At 63.2% G+C, this 16,549-nt stretch carries 14 protein-coding genes and 1 pseudogene; 1 reads left to right on the forward strand and 14 read right to left on the reverse strand.

Annotated features, from left to right (window positions below; all coding sequences use genetic code 11):
• Positions 1-9: 9 nt before the first annotated feature.
• The 4 genes from rsmG to ACO550_RS17190 all read right to left on the reverse strand — a co-directional run bounded on the left by rsmG (position 10) and on the right by ACO550_RS17190 (position 4,829).
• Positions 10-717, reverse strand: a complete 708-nt coding sequence (gene rsmG / locus ACO550_RS17175) for a 16S rRNA (guanine(527)-N(7))-methyltransferase RsmG (protein ID WP_315593040.1) — start codon at positions 715-717, stop codon at positions 10-12.
• Positions 718-2,673 carry a tRNA uridine-5-carboxymethylaminomethyl(34) synthesis enzyme MnmG gene (mnmG, locus tag ACO550_RS17180; protein WP_315593041.1) on the reverse strand — a complete coding sequence of 652 codons (1,956 nt, stop codon included), beginning with the start codon at positions 2,671-2,673 and terminating at the stop codon, positions 718-720. It abuts the gene before it with no gap.
• 245 nt (positions 2,674-2,918) lie between these two features.
• On the reverse strand, positions 2,919-3,809 hold the full coding sequence (locus tag ACO550_RS17185; RefSeq protein ID WP_485994910.1) for an N-formylglutamate amidohydrolase: 891 nt from the start codon (positions 3,807-3,809) through the stop codon (positions 2,919-2,921).
• A 3-nt stretch (positions 3,810-3,812) separates the two neighbouring features.
• On the reverse strand, positions 3,813-4,829 hold the full coding sequence (locus ACO550_RS17190; RefSeq protein ID WP_315593042.1) for a tripartite tricarboxylate transporter substrate-binding protein: 1,017 nt from the start codon (positions 4,827-4,829) through the stop codon (positions 3,813-3,815).
• 127 nt (positions 4,830-4,956) lie between these two features.
• On the opposite strand from ACO550_RS17190, the gene ACO550_RS17195 reads away from it, so the two are divergent.
• A complete protein-coding gene (locus ACO550_RS17195; RefSeq protein WP_315593043.1) occupies positions 4,957-5,877 on the forward strand; it encodes a LysR substrate-binding domain-containing protein in 921 nt (306 codons plus the stop codon).
• A 124-nt stretch (positions 5,878-6,001) separates the two neighbouring features.
• On the opposite strand, the gene ACO550_RS17200 is transcribed toward ACO550_RS17195, so the two are convergent.
• The 10 genes and pseudogenes from ACO550_RS17200 to ACO550_RS17245 all read right to left on the reverse strand — a co-directional run.
• On the reverse strand, positions 6,002-6,745 hold the full coding sequence (locus tag ACO550_RS17200) for an ATP-binding cassette domain-containing protein (protein ID WP_315593044.1): 744 nt from the start codon (positions 6,743-6,745) through the stop codon (positions 6,002-6,004).
• Between the two features lie 9 nt (positions 6,746-6,754).
• Positions 6,755-8,620, reverse strand: coding sequence for a branched-chain amino acid ABC transporter ATP-binding protein/permease (locus ACO550_RS17205; protein WP_315593045.1), 1,866 nt, complete (start codon positions 8,618-8,620; stop codon positions 6,755-6,757).
• A gap of 3 nt (positions 8,621-8,623) precedes the next feature.
• Entirely contained in the window at positions 8,624-9,676 is a 1,053-nt protein-coding gene (locus tag ACO550_RS17210) for a branched-chain amino acid ABC transporter permease (protein ID WP_315593046.1), read from the reverse strand.
• Positions 9,677-9,843: 167 nt separating this feature from the next.
• On the reverse strand, positions 9,844-10,992 hold the full coding sequence (locus ACO550_RS17215) for an ABC transporter substrate-binding protein (RefSeq protein ID WP_315593047.1): 1,149 nt from the start codon (positions 10,990-10,992) through the stop codon (positions 9,844-9,846).
• A 355-nt stretch (positions 10,993-11,347) separates the two neighbouring features.
• Positions 11,348-12,112 carry a sulfite exporter TauE/SafE family protein gene (locus ACO550_RS17220; protein WP_315593048.1) on the reverse strand — a complete coding sequence of 255 codons (765 nt, stop codon included), beginning with the start codon at positions 12,110-12,112 and terminating at the stop codon, positions 11,348-11,350.
• A gap of 68 nt (positions 12,113-12,180) precedes the next feature.
• Positions 12,181-12,678, reverse strand: coding sequence for a hypothetical protein (locus ACO550_RS17225; protein ID WP_315593049.1), 498 nt, complete (start codon positions 12,676-12,678; stop codon positions 12,181-12,183).
• 342 nt (positions 12,679-13,020) lie between these two features.
• Positions 13,021-14,055, reverse strand: coding sequence for a branched-chain amino acid ABC transporter permease (locus ACO550_RS17230; protein WP_315593050.1), 1,035 nt, complete (start codon positions 14,053-14,055; stop codon positions 13,021-13,023).
• Positions 14,055-14,939, reverse strand: a complete 885-nt coding sequence (locus ACO550_RS17235) for an ABC transporter permease subunit (RefSeq protein WP_315593051.1) — start codon at positions 14,937-14,939, stop codon at positions 14,055-14,057. The genes ACO550_RS17230 and ACO550_RS17235 overlap by 1 nt, the downstream gene beginning before the upstream one ends.
• 167 nt (positions 14,940-15,106) lie before the next feature.
• On the reverse strand, positions 15,107-16,315 hold the full coding sequence (locus ACO550_RS17240; RefSeq protein WP_315593052.1) for an ABC transporter substrate-binding protein: 1,209 nt from the start codon (positions 16,313-16,315) through the stop codon (positions 15,107-15,109).
• A gap of 97 nt (positions 16,316-16,412) precedes the next feature.
• Positions 16,413-16,549, reverse strand: a pseudogene (locus tag ACO550_RS17245) (ABC transporter ATP-binding protein); the annotation flags it as partial.

Raw genomic sequence — 16,549 nt, forward strand, 5'->3', positions numbered from 1 at the left:
TGTGCGGATTCAACGCCGCGATAACACTACGAGATGCCGCTCCGCGTCGAGTTCCGGCACGATCAGTTTCGGCACAGCGTCGACTTGCCACGTCTGCATCAGGCCCGCGGCTTCCATGCGATCAAGTTCTGCCTGTGGATAAATGCCCTTCATCGCCAGCAGCTTGCCGCCCGGCGCCAGCAGGTGGCCGGACAGATTTACGAAATCGGTCAGTTCGGCAAACGCGCGCGAGGTAATCACCGCATAACCGGTGGCATCCTCGATTTTCTCTACCGGGCCCCAATGCGCCGCGGCATTGCTCAATTGCAACTGGGCACGGCACTGGGTCAGGAACGCGGTCTTTTTCTGGACGATATCGACCATCAGCACCGACACGTCGGGACATGAAATGGCCAGCGGCATGCCGGGCATGCCGCCACCCGAACCTACATCGAGCACCCTGCCCCGCGCAGCATCAGGTACGGCTACGCTGCGCGCCGCTTCCGCCAGCGCCGGGATGGCGGCCAGGGAGTCGAGCAGATGGTGCGTCAGCATCTCGTCGGGGTGACGGATCGCCGTGAGGTTGTAGACGCTGTTCCATTTGCGCAGCAGCGTCAGGTACGCAAACAGCGTGTCGATCTGCGCCGGTGCCAGTACCAGCCCGATTGCATCGAGTCCGGCTTCGAGCCGTTGGCGCTGCGCCGCGTCATCGACCACGGCGTATCGGAAGCCCCCCACTCAGGCAGCCTCCTGGCCGTTGCCGGCCGCCGTGTTTGCCTGGGCGCCACGACCCATGCCCTTCTTCTTCAGATGCACCAGCAGCAGCGAAATCGCGGCCGGGGTTACACCCGAAATCCGCGAGGCCTGGCCCAGTGTTTCGGGACGATGCTGGTTCAGCTTCTGGCTGACCTCGAAACCAAGGCCGCGTACTTCGGTGTAGTCGAAATCAGCGGGGAGCCTGGTGGCCTCGTTGGCACCGAGTTTGTCTACCTCGGCTGCCTGACGCGCGATGTAGCCGTGGTACTTGATGCCGATCTCGATCTGCTCGCGAATCTGATCCGCCAGCATGGCGTCACCGTCCAGCGGTGCTTCGGGCGCGTACCGTCCGTCCTGCAGCGTCACCAGTGCTTCATAGCGGACTTCGGGGCGACGCAGCAAATCCGCCAACGAATATTCGCGCTCGATTGCCTTGCCCAGCAGTGGTACGGCGTCAGCCTCCGGCAGCAGGGTCGGGTTGACCCAGGTGCTTTTCAGTCGCTCTGTTTCACGTGAAACAGCGTCGCGCTTGCGGTTGAAGGCATCCCAACGTACATCGTCGACCACGCCAAGTTCGCGCCCTGCTTCGGTCAGGCGCATATCGGCATTGTCCTCGCGCAGGCTCAGGCGGAACTCTGCACGGCTGGTGAACATGCGGTATGGCTCGGTCACGCCACGCGTGATCAGGTCGTCGACGAGTACGCCCAGGTAAGCCTGGTCACGACGCGGCGTCCACGCATCGCGCTCGCGCACGAAGCAACCGGCGTTGATACCCGCGAGCAGACCTTGCGCGGCGGCCTCTTCGTAGCCGGTCGTGCCATTGATCTGACCCGCAAAGAACAGTCCCTGGATCGCCTTGCTTTCCAGCGATGCCTTCAGTCCGCGCGGATCGAAATAGTCGTATTCGATCGCATAGCCGGGACGCAGGATGTGGGCATTCTCCATGCCACGGATCGAATGCACGAGTTCCAGCTGCACGTCGAACGGCAGGCTGGTCGAGATCCCGTTTGGATAGAACTCGTTGGTCGTCAGGCCTTCGGGTTCCAGGAAGATCTGATGGCTTTCCTTGCTGGCAAAGCGGTGAATCTTGTCCTCGATACTCGGGCAGTACCGCGGCCCTACCCCTTCGATCACGCCCGTGTACATCGGCGAACGGTCGAGGCCGCCGCGGATAATGTCGTGAGTGCGGCTATTGGTATGGGTGATCCAGCACGGCAGCTGCTGCGGATGCTGCTCCGCACGGCCCAGGAAAGAGAACACGGGCACCGGCTCAAGATCGCCGGGCTGCTCTTCCATGACCGAAAAGTCGATGGTGCGGCCGTCGATGCGCGGCGGCGTGCCGGTCTTCAGGCGCCCTTGCGGCAGCTTCAGTTCCTTGAGGCGTGCGGACAGCGACACGGCAGCAGGATCGCCCGCACGTCCGCCCGTGTAGTTGTCCAGCCCGACGTGGATCTTGCCGTCGAGGAACGTACCCGCCGTCAGCACCACGGCCCGGGCCCGGAAGTCGATACCGGCCTGGGTCCGGGCGCCAACCACGCGATCCCCTTCCACCATCAGGTCGTCTACCGCCTGCTGGAACAGCATCAGGTTCGGCTGGTTTTCCAGTCGGGTGCGGATTGCCTTGCGGTACAGCACACGGTCTGCCTGGGCGCGCGTGGCGCGCACGGCCGGACCTTTGCTGGAATTGAGGATGCGGAACTGGATGCCGGATTCGTCGGTGGCAGCTGCCATCGCGCCGCCCAGCGCATCCACTTCCTTGACCAGATGCCCCTTGCCAATGCCGCCAATGGACGGGTTGCAGCTCATCTGGCCCAACGTTTCGATGTTGTGGCTCAGGAGTAGCGTCTGGCAACCCATGCGCGCGGCAGCGAGGGCAGCTTCGGTGCCGGCGTGGCCACCACCGACGACAATGACGTCGAATTCTTTCGGGTAAAGCATGGGACACCTCCTCCGGGAGGCCTGGCGGGAAGATACGGGATGCCGAATTATAGCGGCAATCGATTGGTGAACCGTGACGCTCTCAATGTTTCACGTGAAACATGACGCTCGCGATACTCGTGTCGAGCGAAAGTGTGTTTCACGTGAAACACTCGCTCACAGGACAGCCAACGACACCCGCCAAATAAAAAGCCCCGCTTGCGCGGGGCCCTTCCGTTCGTCACATGTTTCACGTGAAACATGCGTCAAAGCTGAGTCCGAATATACGTGGCGATGCTGCCACTAAGGCTGGCCAGATCCCGTTGCAACGTAGCAAAGCCCTCGTTCGGTGCCTTCGTCGCTTCATCCATATAGAGGGGGCGACGAATCTCGATCTGCAGGCTGTTGCGCCGCTCGGCCGGTCGACCGATCTGAGCGATCAACTGCACCCCCTTGTACGGATCATTGCGCGCGACCGTGTAGCCCATCTCCCTCAGTTCGCGCTCGACCAGTGCGACGATACCGGGCTCGCACGTCGTACCGTCGCGATCCCCCAGCACGAAGTCCGCCAAGGGGTGCGGGCTAACGATCTTGAGCCGCTCATAGGCATTGTTGGGCATCGAATGCAGGTTCAGGTGCCACAGCGCTCCAAACTGCCGGTACGCCGCCTCTACCGCGCTTGCCAGCGCCGCATGGTACGGCCGGTAATAGCGCTCGATCCGGTTCTGCACTTCCGCCACGCTGAGCTTGCGGTCGTAGAGCGGCGTGGCGGCGTCGATGCGGCGCCAGACCAGCCCGTATCCAAGCCGCGTCTTCTCGCCCGGCGACAATGGTGTCGGCCATTCAGTCGCCAATAGCTCGGGATCCAGGTCCTCCAGCATGCGGTTCGGGTCGATATATACCCGCGGAAAGGTAGCGCCAAGCAGCGTGCCGCCGACCTTGGGAATCGCCGACCACAGCGTGTCGATATGGGTATCTTCCCCGCCCCGCAAGCGCTGCAACGGCACGGCGGCATTGAAGTCGGCCGGATAGTGGACCCCGCTGTGCGGTGAATCGCAGACCAGCGGCAAGGCATCGCCATCCGGCAATGCCAGCGTGAACGGCCCTGCGGCCGCGTCGCCAGTTACGGCCTCATAGGCAATCGCAGACATCGTCATGACTCAGTCCAGCTTGATGTTGGCGGCCTTGGCCACACGGGCATAGCGGGCCATGGCCTGCTGGATCTGCACCTTGAACTGGTCTGGCGTAGTCGGAATCAGCGTACCGCCCGACTCCTCCACCTTGCGCTTGAACTCGGGATTCTGCATCGCCCTATGGATCGCCGCGTTGAGCTTGTCGACGACCGCCGGCGGCGTGCCGGCCGGGGCCACGATACCGAACCAGCCGCCCTCGCCCATGTCCTTGTAGCCCAACTCCGCATACGTGGGTACGTTGGGCAGCTGCGCTGAGCGCTGCGCACCAAGTACCGCCAGCGCGCGCAGTCGACCCGATTTCACGTGGGGCAAGGTCGTCGACAGGTTGTCGGTAATGGCATTGACCTGCCCTGCCACCGCATCGTTGAGCGCCAGGCCCGCCCCCTTGTACGGCACGTGCAGCAGGTCGATCTTCGCCAGCGTCATGAAGTTCTCGATGTTTACATGACCGAGCGAACCCGCCCCTGGCGAGGCAAACGTATACTTGCCCGGGTTGGCCTTGGCGAGTGCCACGAACTCCTGCATCGTCTTGGCGGGTACGCTTGGATGCACCGCGAACACGCTCGGAATCGCTACCACGTTGGTGACGGGTGCGAAGTCCTTGAGCGGGTCATAGCCTAGCTTCGGGTATACGGCGGGATTCGAACCATGGGTGCTGACCGTGGCCATGCCGATGGTGTAGCCGTCGGGCGCCGCACGGGCAACCTGCTCCATGCCGATCGAACCCCCTGCCCCACCCTTGTTGTCTACCACGATGGTCTGCCCCAGCTCGCGCCCAGCGAACTCGGCCACCAGCCGCGCGGACAGGTCTGTGGTACCACCTGCCGCGAACGGCACCACCAGCCGGATCGGCTTGTTGGGATAGCCGGACTGCGCCGCGGCAGGCGTCGCGATGCCGGCAAACGCGGCGGCGACGGCTGTGGACAAAACTGTGGACAACAGGAACTGGCGGCGCGTGCCACCGGCATTGTGGGCTCGGTTCATCTGGTCAAACTCCTCTTGTTCGTTCTCGAATCTGGGTACCGACCAGCGAGTGTCGTGGAGTTTACCGGCCCTGCACAAACGACTATATTGCACGCTTCCATTACCAAAGATCATCCTGAGGCCTGGTATGCGCATCCGCTCTCCCTCGATGTCCGAGCTGCATGCGTTTGCCACCGCGGCACGACTGGGCAGCTTTACGCGCGCGGCGGAAACCCTGTGCGTAACCCAAGGTGCGATCAGCCGCGCCATTGCACGGCTCGAATCGCACTTCGGCCAGCCGCTGATCCATCGCAACGCGCACAGGATCACGCTCACGGACGCAGGCCGTACCTACCTCGACGCGGTTGCAGGCCCGTTGGCAGCGTTGGAGAACGCCAGCGCGGCAATGTTTGGCGAAGACCGGCGGCATCATCTGACGCTCTCGGCGGTGCCCACGCTAGCCAGCGTATGGCTGGTCCCGCGCCTGCCCGATTTCCATCGCAAGCATCCTGATATCCGCCTGGATTTCGTGCCGTACCGTCGTGACGAGGATTTCTCGGGTGCCCGACCCGATGCCGCGATCCTGACCGGCGAGGCGGGCCAGTGGCCTAACTGGCAGGTGGACTATGTGATCGGGCGCGAGATGGTGCCGGTATGCCACCCTGCCCGAGCGCATGCAAAACGTGCGGCTGGCCTGTGGACAACACCGGCGGATCTGCTCGATGAACCACTACTTTTCCACACCACTGCACCGGCCAACTGGCAGACCTGGATGCACGCCGCGGGCGTACCCAGTGCTGCGCCGAAGCTTGCGCGAGGCTTCGACCAGGTGTCGATCCTGCTGGAGGCCGTCAAGGCCGACATGGGGATAGCGGTGCTGCAGCGCTGCCTGGTGCGTGACGCCATGCAGGCTGGCCAGGTTGTCGCACCATTCGACCTGCCGGTTACGCTCACGCGTGGCTACTTTCTGTGCTCGCCGCGAGAACGGCGCGACCATCCGGCACTGAACATTTTCAGGCAATGGCTGCTCGCCGCGGCAGCAGCCGATATCACAGTGCTACTTTCTTAGGCAGCCATCGTGCCTGTGGATAATTTTGTGAACAAGATCGTCTGTATAGATAAAAACGGCGCCCAAGACGGCGCCGTTATTTCTTCTATCGATAGTTTTGGTCGATCAGACCGGCTCAGGTGGCTCAGGCAGCCTTCCTGGCCAGGCCCAGATAAGTTTCGATGACCTTGGGATTGCTGGCCAGCGCGGCCGCCTCGCCTTCCATCGCCATGTCGCCGGTCTCGATCACATAGCCGTAGTCCGCCACCTGCAGCGCCGCCCGGGCGTTCTGCTCGATCAATAGCGTGGCTACCCCGGTCTTGCGCAGATTGCTGATGATCTGGAAGATCTCCTTGACGATCAGCGGCGCCAGGCCAAGGCTCGGCTCATCGAGCATCAGCAGCTGCGGCTTGGCCATCAGCGCCCGGCTTACCGCCAGCATCTGGCGCTCGCCGCCCGACAGCGTCCCGGCTTCCTGCTTCGCCCGCTCCTTCAGGCGCGGAAACAGTTCGTAGACCACGTCCATCTGGTCAAGGTAGTTGCGCTCGCCGGCCTTCTTGCGACGGAAGGCGCCCAGCAGCAGGTTGTCCTCGACGGTCATGGTCGCGAACAGCTCGCGCTTTTCGGGCACCAGGCACATGCCACGCCCGACCCGCCCTTCCACGGGAATGCCGGCCATGTCGTGGCCCAGGTAACGCACGCTGCCGCTGGCCGACCCGCTCACAGGCAGAGCGCCCATGATCGCATTGAGCATGGTCGACTTTCCCGCGCCATTGGGGCCGATCACCGTGACGATCTTGCCGGCCTGCACTTGCAGGTTAGCCCCGTGCACCGCTTCGACCTTGCCATAGCGCACGTGCAGGTCCTTCACCTCCAGTATCAGACTCATCTCATCTCCTCACTCGACACCGCCGAGATAGGCTTCCAGCACCGCCGGATTCTTCTGCACCTCTTCCGGCACGCCTTCGGCGATGCGCGTACCAAACTCCATCACCACCAGGCGATCGGTCAGGTTCATCACGAAGTCCATGTCATGTTCCACCAGCAACACGCTCATGCCCTCGCCCTTCAACTTGCGCAGCAGTTCGGCCAGTGCCTGCTTCTCCTTGTAGCGCAGCCCCGCCGCCGGCTCATCGAGCAGCAACAGCGCAGGATCACAGCACAGCGCGCGTGCGATTTCCAGAATGCGCTGCTGGCCCAGTGCGAGGCTACCGGCCTCCATGTACATGCAATCAGCCAGGCCCACGCGTTCGAGTTGACGCCTGGCTTCAAACAGCAGCTTCTGCTCTTCGACACGATTCATGCGCAGGATCGCCGCCGACACGCCGCCCTGCGCGCTGAAGTCACCGCGCAGATGCGCCCCGATAGCCACGTTCTCGAGCACCGTCATGGTCGGCAACAGATGCACGTGCTGGAAGGTACGGCCGACACCACGCTTCACGATCTCACGCGATGGCAAGCCGGAAATGATCTGGTCGCGATAACGCACTTCGCCGCTCGTCAGCGGCAAGACGCCAGTGACCAGGTTGAACGTGGTGGACTTGCCCGCGCCGTTCGGGCCAATCAGTCCAACAATCTCTCCCGCGCGCACTTCGAAGCTCACATCGTTGACCGCTACCAGTCCACCGAACTGCTTGCGCGCGGCGCGCACATCGAGAATCAGTTCGCCCGCGCCAGGCTTCTGCCTGAGCGGCAACGCATCCGCGTGATCGGGCGCGGCTACCGGTGGCCCCGACGGCATCAGCTTGCGCAGGAACGGCCAGATGCCGTCGCGCGCGTACTGCAGCAGCAATACCAGCAACACACCGAAGACGATGATCTCGAAGTTGCCGGTGGTGCCGAGCAGCTTCGGCAACAGCCCCTGCAGCACGTCCTTCAGGATCGTGAGCACGCCCGCGCCAAGCACCGCGCCCCACACATGGCCCACGCCGCCAACCACGGCCATGAACAGGTATTCGATGCCGTAGTTCAGGCCGAACGGAGTGGGATTCACCGCACGTTGCAGATGGGCATAGAGGAAGCCAGAGATACAGGCCAGGATCGCCGCCACGACAAAGATCACCACCTTCATCCACGCGGTGTTCACGCCCATGGCTTCGGCCATCGTGCCGCCACCCTTGAGCGCGCGGATCGCGCGTCCCGGCCGCGAGTTCAACAGGTTCTGCATCGCCAGCACCGCCAGCAGCACCACGGCCCAGATCAGGTAGAACATCGCACGGCCCGATTGCAGGTCGATGCCCAGGAACGACAGCACCGGAATGCCGTTAAGCCCGTCGTACTTGCCAAGAAACTCGAGATTGCCAAACAGGTAGAACAGCGACAGACCCCATGCGATAGTTGCCAGCGGCAGGTAGTGGCCCGACATGCGCATCGTGATCAATCCGATCACGTAGGCCGACGCCACGGTGATGACCAGCCCCACCACCAGGCCGAACCACGGCGACAGCCCGAATTGCGTGGTCAGGTACGCCGTGCTGTAGGCGCCAAGGCCAACGAACGCCGCTTGCCCGAACGACGTCATGCCGCCCACGCCGGTCAGCAGCACGAGCCCGATCGCCACGATGCTGTAGAGCCCGATGTAGTTGCCGAGCGTGATCCAGAACTCGGGCGTCGGCAGCACCGGCAGCAGTGCCAGCACGATCACGAACGCCAGGGTCAGGATACGGTTGCGCGTGGCGCCCTGCGTTGCGTCACGCTTGCGCGATGCGGCGCTACCTTGCGTGTCCACGGTCTTCTCCAACGGTTTGTCGGTGAGCATCGTCATGGCCTATTCCTCTTCCTCGACATGCCTGCTGGTGAGCGATCGCCACAGCAGCACCGGAATGATCAGCGTGAAGACGATGACCTCCTTGAAGGCACTGGCCCAGAACGACGAATACGATTCGAGCAACCCCACCAGCAGCGCGCCAAGCGCGGCCACCGGATAGCTGACGAGCCCGCCCACGATGGCACCGACAAAGCCCTTGAGCCCGACCAGGAAGCCCGACTCGTAGTAGATCGTGGTCAGTGGTGCGATCAGGATGCCGCACAGCGCGCCCATTGCCGCGGCCAGCGTGAACGAGAGGCGGCCCGCCTGCGTGGTACCGATGCCAACCAGCCGCGCACCGAGCCGGTTCACGGCCGTTGCGCGCAGCGCCTTGCCTTGCAGCGTGCGCTCGAAGTAGAAGTACAAAGCGCCGATCAGCACGGCTGACACGGCCACTACCCACAGGCTCTGTCCCGACACACTGAGACTGCCCACGTCGAAGCGTGCATCGGAGAACGGATTGGTACGAGAGCCTTCGGCGCCAAACATCACCAACCCCAGCCCCACCAGTGCAAAGTGCACGCCGACCGAAACGATCAGCAGCACCAGCGTGCTCGCTTCGGCCAGCGGCTGATAGGCCAGCCGGTACAGCATGGGGCCGAGCGGAATCACGATCAGCAGCGTCAGCGCGATCTGCACGATCATCGGCAAGGGCTGGCCGGCATACTGCTGCACCAGCAGATGGACCGCACCGGGAAACACCAGGTATTTGCCGGCCAGGATTGCCAGCCTGCGCGCCGCCGTGCTGCGCAGCTCGGGGCTGCGCAGCACGGCCACGCATTCGTAGAGGAACGTCAGCACGCCCATCGCCAGCAGCAGCCACGTGGTCTGTGGCGCATGGCCGGCCTGCATCGCGGCCAGCGTGAGCGCGCCGTAGGCCACGAACTCGCCCTGGGGAATGAAGATGACGCGCGTCACCGAGAACACCAGCACCAAGGCCAGTGCCAGCAGCGCGTAGATCGCGCCGGAGGTGATGCCGTCCTGCGCCAGAATGGCCGCAATCGAAAGGTCCATTGTCTCCCCGTATCGTGATGGGTCCGCAACGTCAGCTTAATGGCTGCGTTGCCGTCTACATAGTCTTCGGCGCGCGGCGGGCAAAAAAAGGGCGCATGGCTTGTCCATGCGCCCCTGCGCCGTTACGCACACCTTTGCACACCCTCGCGCGGTTGATGCCTGCCGGCTTACTTCTGCAGCTTCCACTTGCCATCGACGATCTGCACCATCACGCGTGCGCGCTGGTCCATGCCGAGGTGGTCGGTGGGCGTCATGTTGATGATGCCGTGCGATACCGGCAGGTTCTTGGTCTGCTCCAGCGCATCGCGCAAGGCCTTGCGGAATTCCTTCGTGCCGGGCTGCCCCTTCTTGAGCGCTTCCGGAATCGCGTTCTGCAGCAGCAGGCCGGCATCCCAGGCGTGTCCGCCAAAGGTCGAAACCTGGCCACCGAAAGCCTTCTCGTAGGCGGTCTTGTAGGTCAGGGCCGGCTTCTTGACCGGATTGCTGTCAGGCAACTGCTCCGCCACCAGCAACGGCCCGGCTGGCAGGAACGTGCCCTCGCAGTCCTTGCCGCAGACGCGCAGGAAATCGGGGTTGGCCACGCCGTGGGTCTGGTAGATCTTGCCCTTGTAGCCCCGTTCCTTGAGCGCCTTGGCTGGCAGTGCCGACGGCGTACCCGAGCCTGCGATCAGCACCGCATCGGCGTTGGCGCCCATCATCTTGAGGACCTGTCCCGTCACCGAGTTGTCGGTGCGCGCAAAACGTTCGTTGGCCACGACCTTGATCTTGCGCATCTCCGCGACCTTGGCGAATTCCTGCGCCCAGCTGTCGCCGTAGGCATCCGCAAAGCCGATGAACGCCACCGTCTTCACGTTGTTGTTGGTCATGTGCTCGGCAATGGCGGTAGCCATGTGCGAGTCGTTCTGCGGGGTCTTGAAGATCCAGGCGCGCTTGGTGTCCATCGGTTCGATGATGCGGGCCGAGGCGGCCATCGAGATCATCGGCGTTTCGCTTTCGGCGGCCACGTCCACCATCGCCAGCGAGTTCGGCGTCACGGTGGAACCCACCACCACATCGACCTTGTCCTCGCTGATCAGCTTGCGCGTGTTCTTGACCGCCGTGGTCGTGTCAGTGGCGTCGTCGAGCACGATGTACTCGATCTTCTTGCCCGCGATCTCTTTCGGCAGCAGTGTGAACGTGTTCTTTTCAGGGATGCCCAGCGATGCGGCCGGCCCGGTGGCCGATACCGTGACCCCAACCTTCACCTGGGCGCTGGCCGCCCCGGCAAAGAGGCTGGCGGCGGCAAGAGCCAGCAAGCTGGCGCGCTTGAACGTCATGGCGTGTCTCCTTCGGTTCCAGAAACGGAAAAAGGCATCCGCCGGCTTCCGGCCGACGGATGCCCTCAGTTGTTTTTATTTCGGCCTGCTTGTGCAGGCTCTCTGCCGGTTGCAGCGCAGGCATCCGCGCTGGCATCCGATGGGTGCGGAACATCGAAGCTCGCCCCTTCTTTCCCGTCCTGCGCGTATTACCCCCGGATTGCGCAGTGGCATTTCCCGACCGCACGGTCGGGAATGCGAACCGAGTCTAACACAGCGATTTGCCACGAATAGGCGGGATTAACCCGCAGCAGCGCGGGCGCAACAGTATCGGGTTTCGGTGTTCTGGCACCCTGGAGTTCTGGTGCTCTGGTGTTCAGGCCTGGCGCAGGAATGCGTCGTACGCGGTCTTCAGGATCAGCGCGCTGACCACCACGATGAATGCCTTGCGTACGAACCGGCTACCGTGGCGTAGCGCCAGCTTGCTGCCCACCTGGCTGCCGGCCACATTGGCTACGGCCATCACGATACCCAGCTGCCACCAGACATGTCCCTTGGCCGCCAGCAACAGCAGTGCGGCAAGGTTGGTGGCCAGGTTGACGACCTTGGCCGATGCCGAAGCATGCAGGAAGTCATAGCCGAACACGCGCACGAACACGATCATCAGGAAGCTGCCCGTGCCAGGCCCGAAGACACCGTCGTAGAAACCGATCGCCGCGCCCGCCAGCAGCACCGCCACGCGCTCCCGCGTGCCGGACAGCGTCGGTGCATGCTCGGCGCCAAGGTCCTTCTTTGCCACCGTATAGGCCAGCAGGATCAGCAACACGAACGGCAAGGCCTTGCGCAACGGCTCCGCCGGGATCTTCGTCAGCGTCCAGGCCCCGGCCATCGACAGCATGAACGCGGCGATCATCGCCGGCGCCGTGGCGCCCCAGTAGATCCGTACCTTGCGTGCATAACGCGCGGCCGCATTGGCGGTGCCCGCCATCGACGCCAACTTGGTGGTGCCGATCAACGTGGCCGGGGCCATGTTCGGGTATGTCGAGAACAGCGCCGGGATCTGCACCAGTCCGCCACCGCCTGCCACAGCGTCAATCATGCCGGCCAGGAAGGCGGCAGCAGCCAGAAACACAAACTCCATGGTGGAACAGTCGAGAGATGGGTGAACCCGAGGGAAGGATACTGATGAGATGCCGGCGACGGAGGGCGCTATCCGAGCTGCTTGGGCGTTGGCACGAGATTGCGTACCCAAAGCCCGGTCGGGTCGGGCTGGAAGCCCTCAGGCGCCATTCCGGCATCGCTGACCACGCCCGGTGCCATACAGATACGCCGGATGCCATGCGCGCGGCACCAGTCGGCCAGCACGGTGCAACACAGCCCCAGCCAGAGAGCGGGCAATGCCGCAGGCGGGCACCATTCGGCGACCATCGCCACGCGCCCACCGGTGGACAAGCTGTGGATAAGTGTGACCGGCAGCAGGCAATCGAATGTGGCGTGCACAGCATTGGTGCCGCCAAGCAGGCAGATGCCGTGGCCGCCTTGCTCAAGCAGCGCTTCCAGCGACAGCCTGCGCGCGCGCATTTCCGGCACTGGCAACGGCGCGCGGCCCATCAGCCACACATCGAGCGCGGGCGCATCGGCGTTGACGCCGGGGCGTACCCAGCGCTGCGTGGCGGACAAATCTTGGGGTTCGGAAGGACTGGACATGGCGGGCTGCGAAACGAGCCTGGCATTGTCGCACGGGGGCTGGCGGGTGGTCATGCCGAACATGCATCGGGCAGCACCCGGGTGAATCCGAGGGGCGGATCGCGAACATCCGGAGGCAGGAAATGAAAAAGGCGTTGCCAGGGATCACCCGGCAACGCCCTTTTATCGTATTGGCTGCTGCTACCCGACACCGGGTGCGCGCCTGTCGTCTCCTCGCTTCCGCCTCCAAGTAACCTGCGAAAACCGTATATGCAATGTAACGAACCGGTGCGTATGAAACAAGTCAGCAATAACCCTAGCCCCAAAATCGGGCATGTCGCCCGACCCGCACTTGCCCATCGGTTATTTCTTGCGATTCGTGAGCGCGATCAGCTCGCCCATGATGCCGCGGCGGAACGTTAGCACACAGATCACGAAGATGATGCCGGTCACCATCGTCACCGATTCGCCAAGCACGTTGAACCAGCCGATGCCGGTCAGATTGGCCAGGAACGTCCCGATATCGCCCAGCTTGTTCTCGAGCGCCACCACCACGAACGCGCCGACGATCGGGCCCGACAGCGTGCCCAGGCCGCCCACCAGCGTCATCAGGATCACCGATCCCGACATCGACCAGTGCACATCGGTCAGCGTGCCAAAGCCCAGTACCAGCGCCTTGATCGAACCCGCCAGGCCCGACAGCGCGGCCGAGATCACGAAGGCCAGCAGCTTGAAACGGTCGACGTCGTAACCCAGCGAAATCGCACGCGGTTCGTTCTCGCGGATCGCCTTCAGGATCTGTCCGAATGGCGAATGCACGGTGCGTACGATCAACGCAAACGCCGCCACGATGATGGCCAGTGCCACGTAGTACAGCGTCATGTCGTCGGACAGCGACAGCACGCCAAACAGCTTGCCGCGCGGTATGCCTTGCAGGCCGTCCTCACCGCCAGTGAAAGGCGCCTGCAGGCAGAAGAAGAACAGCATCTGCGCCAGCGCGAGCGTGATCATCGAGAAGTAGATGCCCTGGCGACGAATCGCGAGCGAACCCACCACGTAGCCGATCAACGCGCCTGCCAGCGTGCCGCACAGCAGCCCCACCTCCGGTGTCACGCCCCATACCTTCATTGCATGGCCGGCCGCGTAGCCGGCACCGCCAAAGAACGCCGCGTGACCGAATGACAGCAGCCCGGTAAAGCCGATCAGCAGGTTGAACGCACACGCGAACAGCGCGAAGCACAGCACCTTCAGCACAAACACCGGATACGCGCCGGCCAGCGGCGCGACGATCAGGCCCAGCAACAGCAGGCCGTAGAGCACTTTCTTTTGCAAGCCCGTTCCTTCCTTGAAGCCCTTGGCTTCCACCGCCACCGCGGTTTGTCCCGTCGGTCCGCTCATCACTTCTCCCTCCCGAACAGCCCGGCCGGGCGTAGCAGCAGCACGATCACCATGATGAAGAACACCACGGTCGACGATGCTTCCGGATAGAACACCTTGGTCAGGCCCTCGATCACGCCGAGCCCGAGGCCCGTGATGATCGAACCCATGATCGATCCCATGCCGCCGATCACCACCACGGCAAACACGATGATGATCAGGTTCTGGCCCATCAGCGGCGACACCTGGATCACCGGTGCCGCCAGCACGCCCGCGAACGCGGCCAGTGCCACGCCGAAGCCGTAGGTCAGCGTCACCATCAGCGGCACGTTCACACCGAACGCTTCCACCATCTTGGGGTTCTCGGTGCCGGCGCGCAGGTAGGCACCCAGCTTGGTCTTCTCGATCACGAACCACGTGGCCAGGCACACCACCACCGACGCCACCACGACCCAGGCACGATAGTTCGGCAGGATCATGAAGCCCAGGTCCGTGGCGCCCTGCAGTGCATCGGGCGGCGAGTACGGCAGGCCGGACACGCCGTAGATCGAACGGAACACCCCTTCGATGATCAGCGTGATACCCAGCGTCAGCAGCAGGCCGTAGATGTGATCGAGCTTGTAGATCCAGCGCAGCATCGTCTTCTCGATGATCACGCCAAGCAGGCCCACCACGAGCGGCGACAGCGCCAGCATTACCCAGTAGTTGAGCCCTGCGTACTCCATGCCGGCCCATGCCAGCACGGCACCGAGCATGAACAGTGCGCCGTGCGCGAAGTTGATCACGTTGAGCAGGCCGAAGATCACGGCCAGCCCCAGGCTCAGCATCGCGTAGAAAGCGCCATTGACCAACCCCAGCAGCAGCTGGGACAGCATGGCGGGTAGCGGAATTCCGAAAATATCCATGGCTCAGATTGCCTGTTGGTATGTCTCTCCTCTCTCGCTTGTGGGAGAGAGGTCGGGACAGAAGGCAAGGCGATTTCCGTTACGGCTTGTCGCGGAATATGCGCCTGCCCTCTCCCCCTGCCCCTCTCCCGCGTGCGGGAGAGGGGAGCAAACCATCTTGGGTTCGCTTACTTCTTCATCATCGGGCACTTCGACTCGGCGACCGTGGTGAACGCCTGGTCGCCCGGGATCGTGGCCGCCACCTTCAGGTAGTCCCACGGCTTCTTCGACTCGGCCGGGGCCTTCACCTGCATCAGGTACATGTCGTGGATATTGCGGCCGTCGGCGCGGATCTGGCCCTTGTTGTAGAAGTCGTTGATCTTCATCTTCTTCAACTCGACCATGACCTTGTCCGGATCATCGGTCTTGGCCGCGTCCACGGCCTTCAGGTAGGTGCTGATCGCGGAATAGTCGGCGGCCTGCAAGCTGCTCGGCATCTTCTTCATCTTGCCGAAGAAGCGATTCGCGAACTTGCGCGTGTCGTCGTTCATGTCCCAGTACCAGCTGTCGGTCATCAGCAGGCCTTCGGTGTTCTTCAGGCCCAGGCTGTGCACATCGTTGATGAACATCAGCAGGCCGGCGATCTTCATGTTCTTGGTGATGCCGAATTCCTTGGCCGCCTTGATCGCGTTGATCGTGTCGCCACCGGCATTGGCCAGGCCCAGGATGTCGGCCTTCGACGCCTGTGCCTGCAGCAGGAACGACGAGAAGTCAGATGCCGACAGCGGGTGGCGTACCTGGCCCACCACGGTGCCGCCATTGGCCTTCACCACGGCCGCGGTGTCGTTCTCGAGCGAGTGGCCGAACGCGTAGTCGGCAGTCAGGAAGAACCATTTCTTGCCGCCCTGCTTGACCACCGCGCTGCCGGTGCCCTTGGCCAGCGCCACCGTGTCGTAGGCGTAGTGCACCGTGTACGGCGAGCACTCTTCGTTGGTCAGGCGCGCCGTGCCGGCACCCACGTTGAAATAGACGCGCTTCTTTTCCTGCGCCACCTTGTTCATGGCCAGGCCCGTGGCGGAGTTCGTGCCACCCAGCAGCATGTCCAGGCCTTGCTGGTCCATCCATTCGCGCGCTTTCGACGCCGCGATGTCAGCCTTGTTCTGATGGTCGGCCGAGACCAGTTCGATCGGCTTGCCGAGCACCTTGCCGCCGTGGTCCTCGATTGCCATCTTCACCGCCTCGAGGCCGCCCGGGCCATCGATATCGGCATACAGTCCGGACATGTCGGTGATATAGCCGATCTTCACGGTGTCGCCCGACACCTGCGCCGAGGCGCCCCCTGCAAACGCACCAAAGACAGTAGCCGCCACTGCGACCGCCAGCCGAGTCATCTTCATGTTTTGTCTCCTGAGTTGCGGCGGCGCGCTCACGCCACCTTGCTGCCATCGTCGATACGATAAAAGTTAGACCCTGGCGCCTGCACGGCGCAGTGGGTCAGACCCCAAGCAGTTCGTTGAGCACCGGCATCTTGGCCTGCAGTTCGTCGGCGGCGAAGCGCTCGACGATGGCACCGTGTTCCATCACGTAGAAGCGGTCGGCCAGCGGCGCGGCAAAGCGGAAGTTCTGCTCCA

The organism is Cupriavidus sp. (genome assembly GCF_057315035.1).

Bases quoted from the DNA above. Each gene is read 5' to 3' on its own strand.
- ACO550_RS17205 (WP_315593045.1), bottom strand. From the start codon at position 8,620: ATGACGATGCTCACCGACAAACCGTTGGAGAAGACCGTGGACACGCAA.
- ACO550_RS17215 (WP_315593047.1), bottom strand. From the start codon at position 10,992: ATGACGTTCAAGCGCGCCAGCTTGCTGGCTCTTGCCGCCGCCAGCCTC.
- ACO550_RS17185 (WP_485994910.1), bottom strand. From the start codon at position 3,809: ATGACGATGTCTGCGATTGCCTATGAGGCCGTAACTGGCGACGCGGCC.
- ACO550_RS17240 (WP_315593052.1), bottom strand. From the start codon at position 16,315: ATGAAGATGACTCGGCTGGCGGTCGCAGTGGCGGCTACTGTCTTTGGT.
- ACO550_RS17225 (WP_315593049.1), bottom strand. From the start codon at position 12,678: ATGTCCAGTCCTTCCGAACCCCAAGATTTGTCCGCCACGCAGCGCTGG.
- ACO550_RS17195 (WP_315593043.1), top strand. From the start codon at position 4,957: ATGCGCATCCGCTCTCCCTCGATGTCCGAGCTGCATGCGTTTGCCACC.
- ACO550_RS17200 (WP_315593044.1), bottom strand. From the start codon at position 6,745: ATGAGTCTGATACTGGAGGTGAAGGACCTGCACGTGCGCTATGGCAAG.
- ACO550_RS17220 (WP_315593048.1), bottom strand. From the start codon at position 12,112: ATGGAGTTTGTGTTTCTGGCTGCTGCCGCCTTCCTGGCCGGCATGATT.
- ACO550_RS17235 (WP_315593051.1), bottom strand. From the start codon at position 14,939: ATGGATATTTTCGGAATTCCGCTACCCGCCATGCTGTCCCAGCTGCTG.
- ACO550_RS17210 (WP_315593046.1), bottom strand. From the start codon at position 9,676: ATGGACCTTTCGATTGCGGCCATTCTGGCGCAGGACGGCATCACCTCC.
- ACO550_RS17230 (WP_315593050.1), bottom strand. From the start codon at position 14,055: ATGAGCGGACCGACGGGACAAACCGCGGTGGCGGTGGAAGCCAAGGGC.
- mnmG (WP_315593041.1), bottom strand. From the start codon at position 2,673: ATGCTTTACCCGAAAGAATTCGACGTCATTGTCGTCGGTGGTGGCCAC.
- ACO550_RS17190 (WP_315593042.1), bottom strand. From the start codon at position 4,829: ATGAACCGAGCCCACAATGCCGGTGGCACGCGCCGCCAGTTCCTGTTG.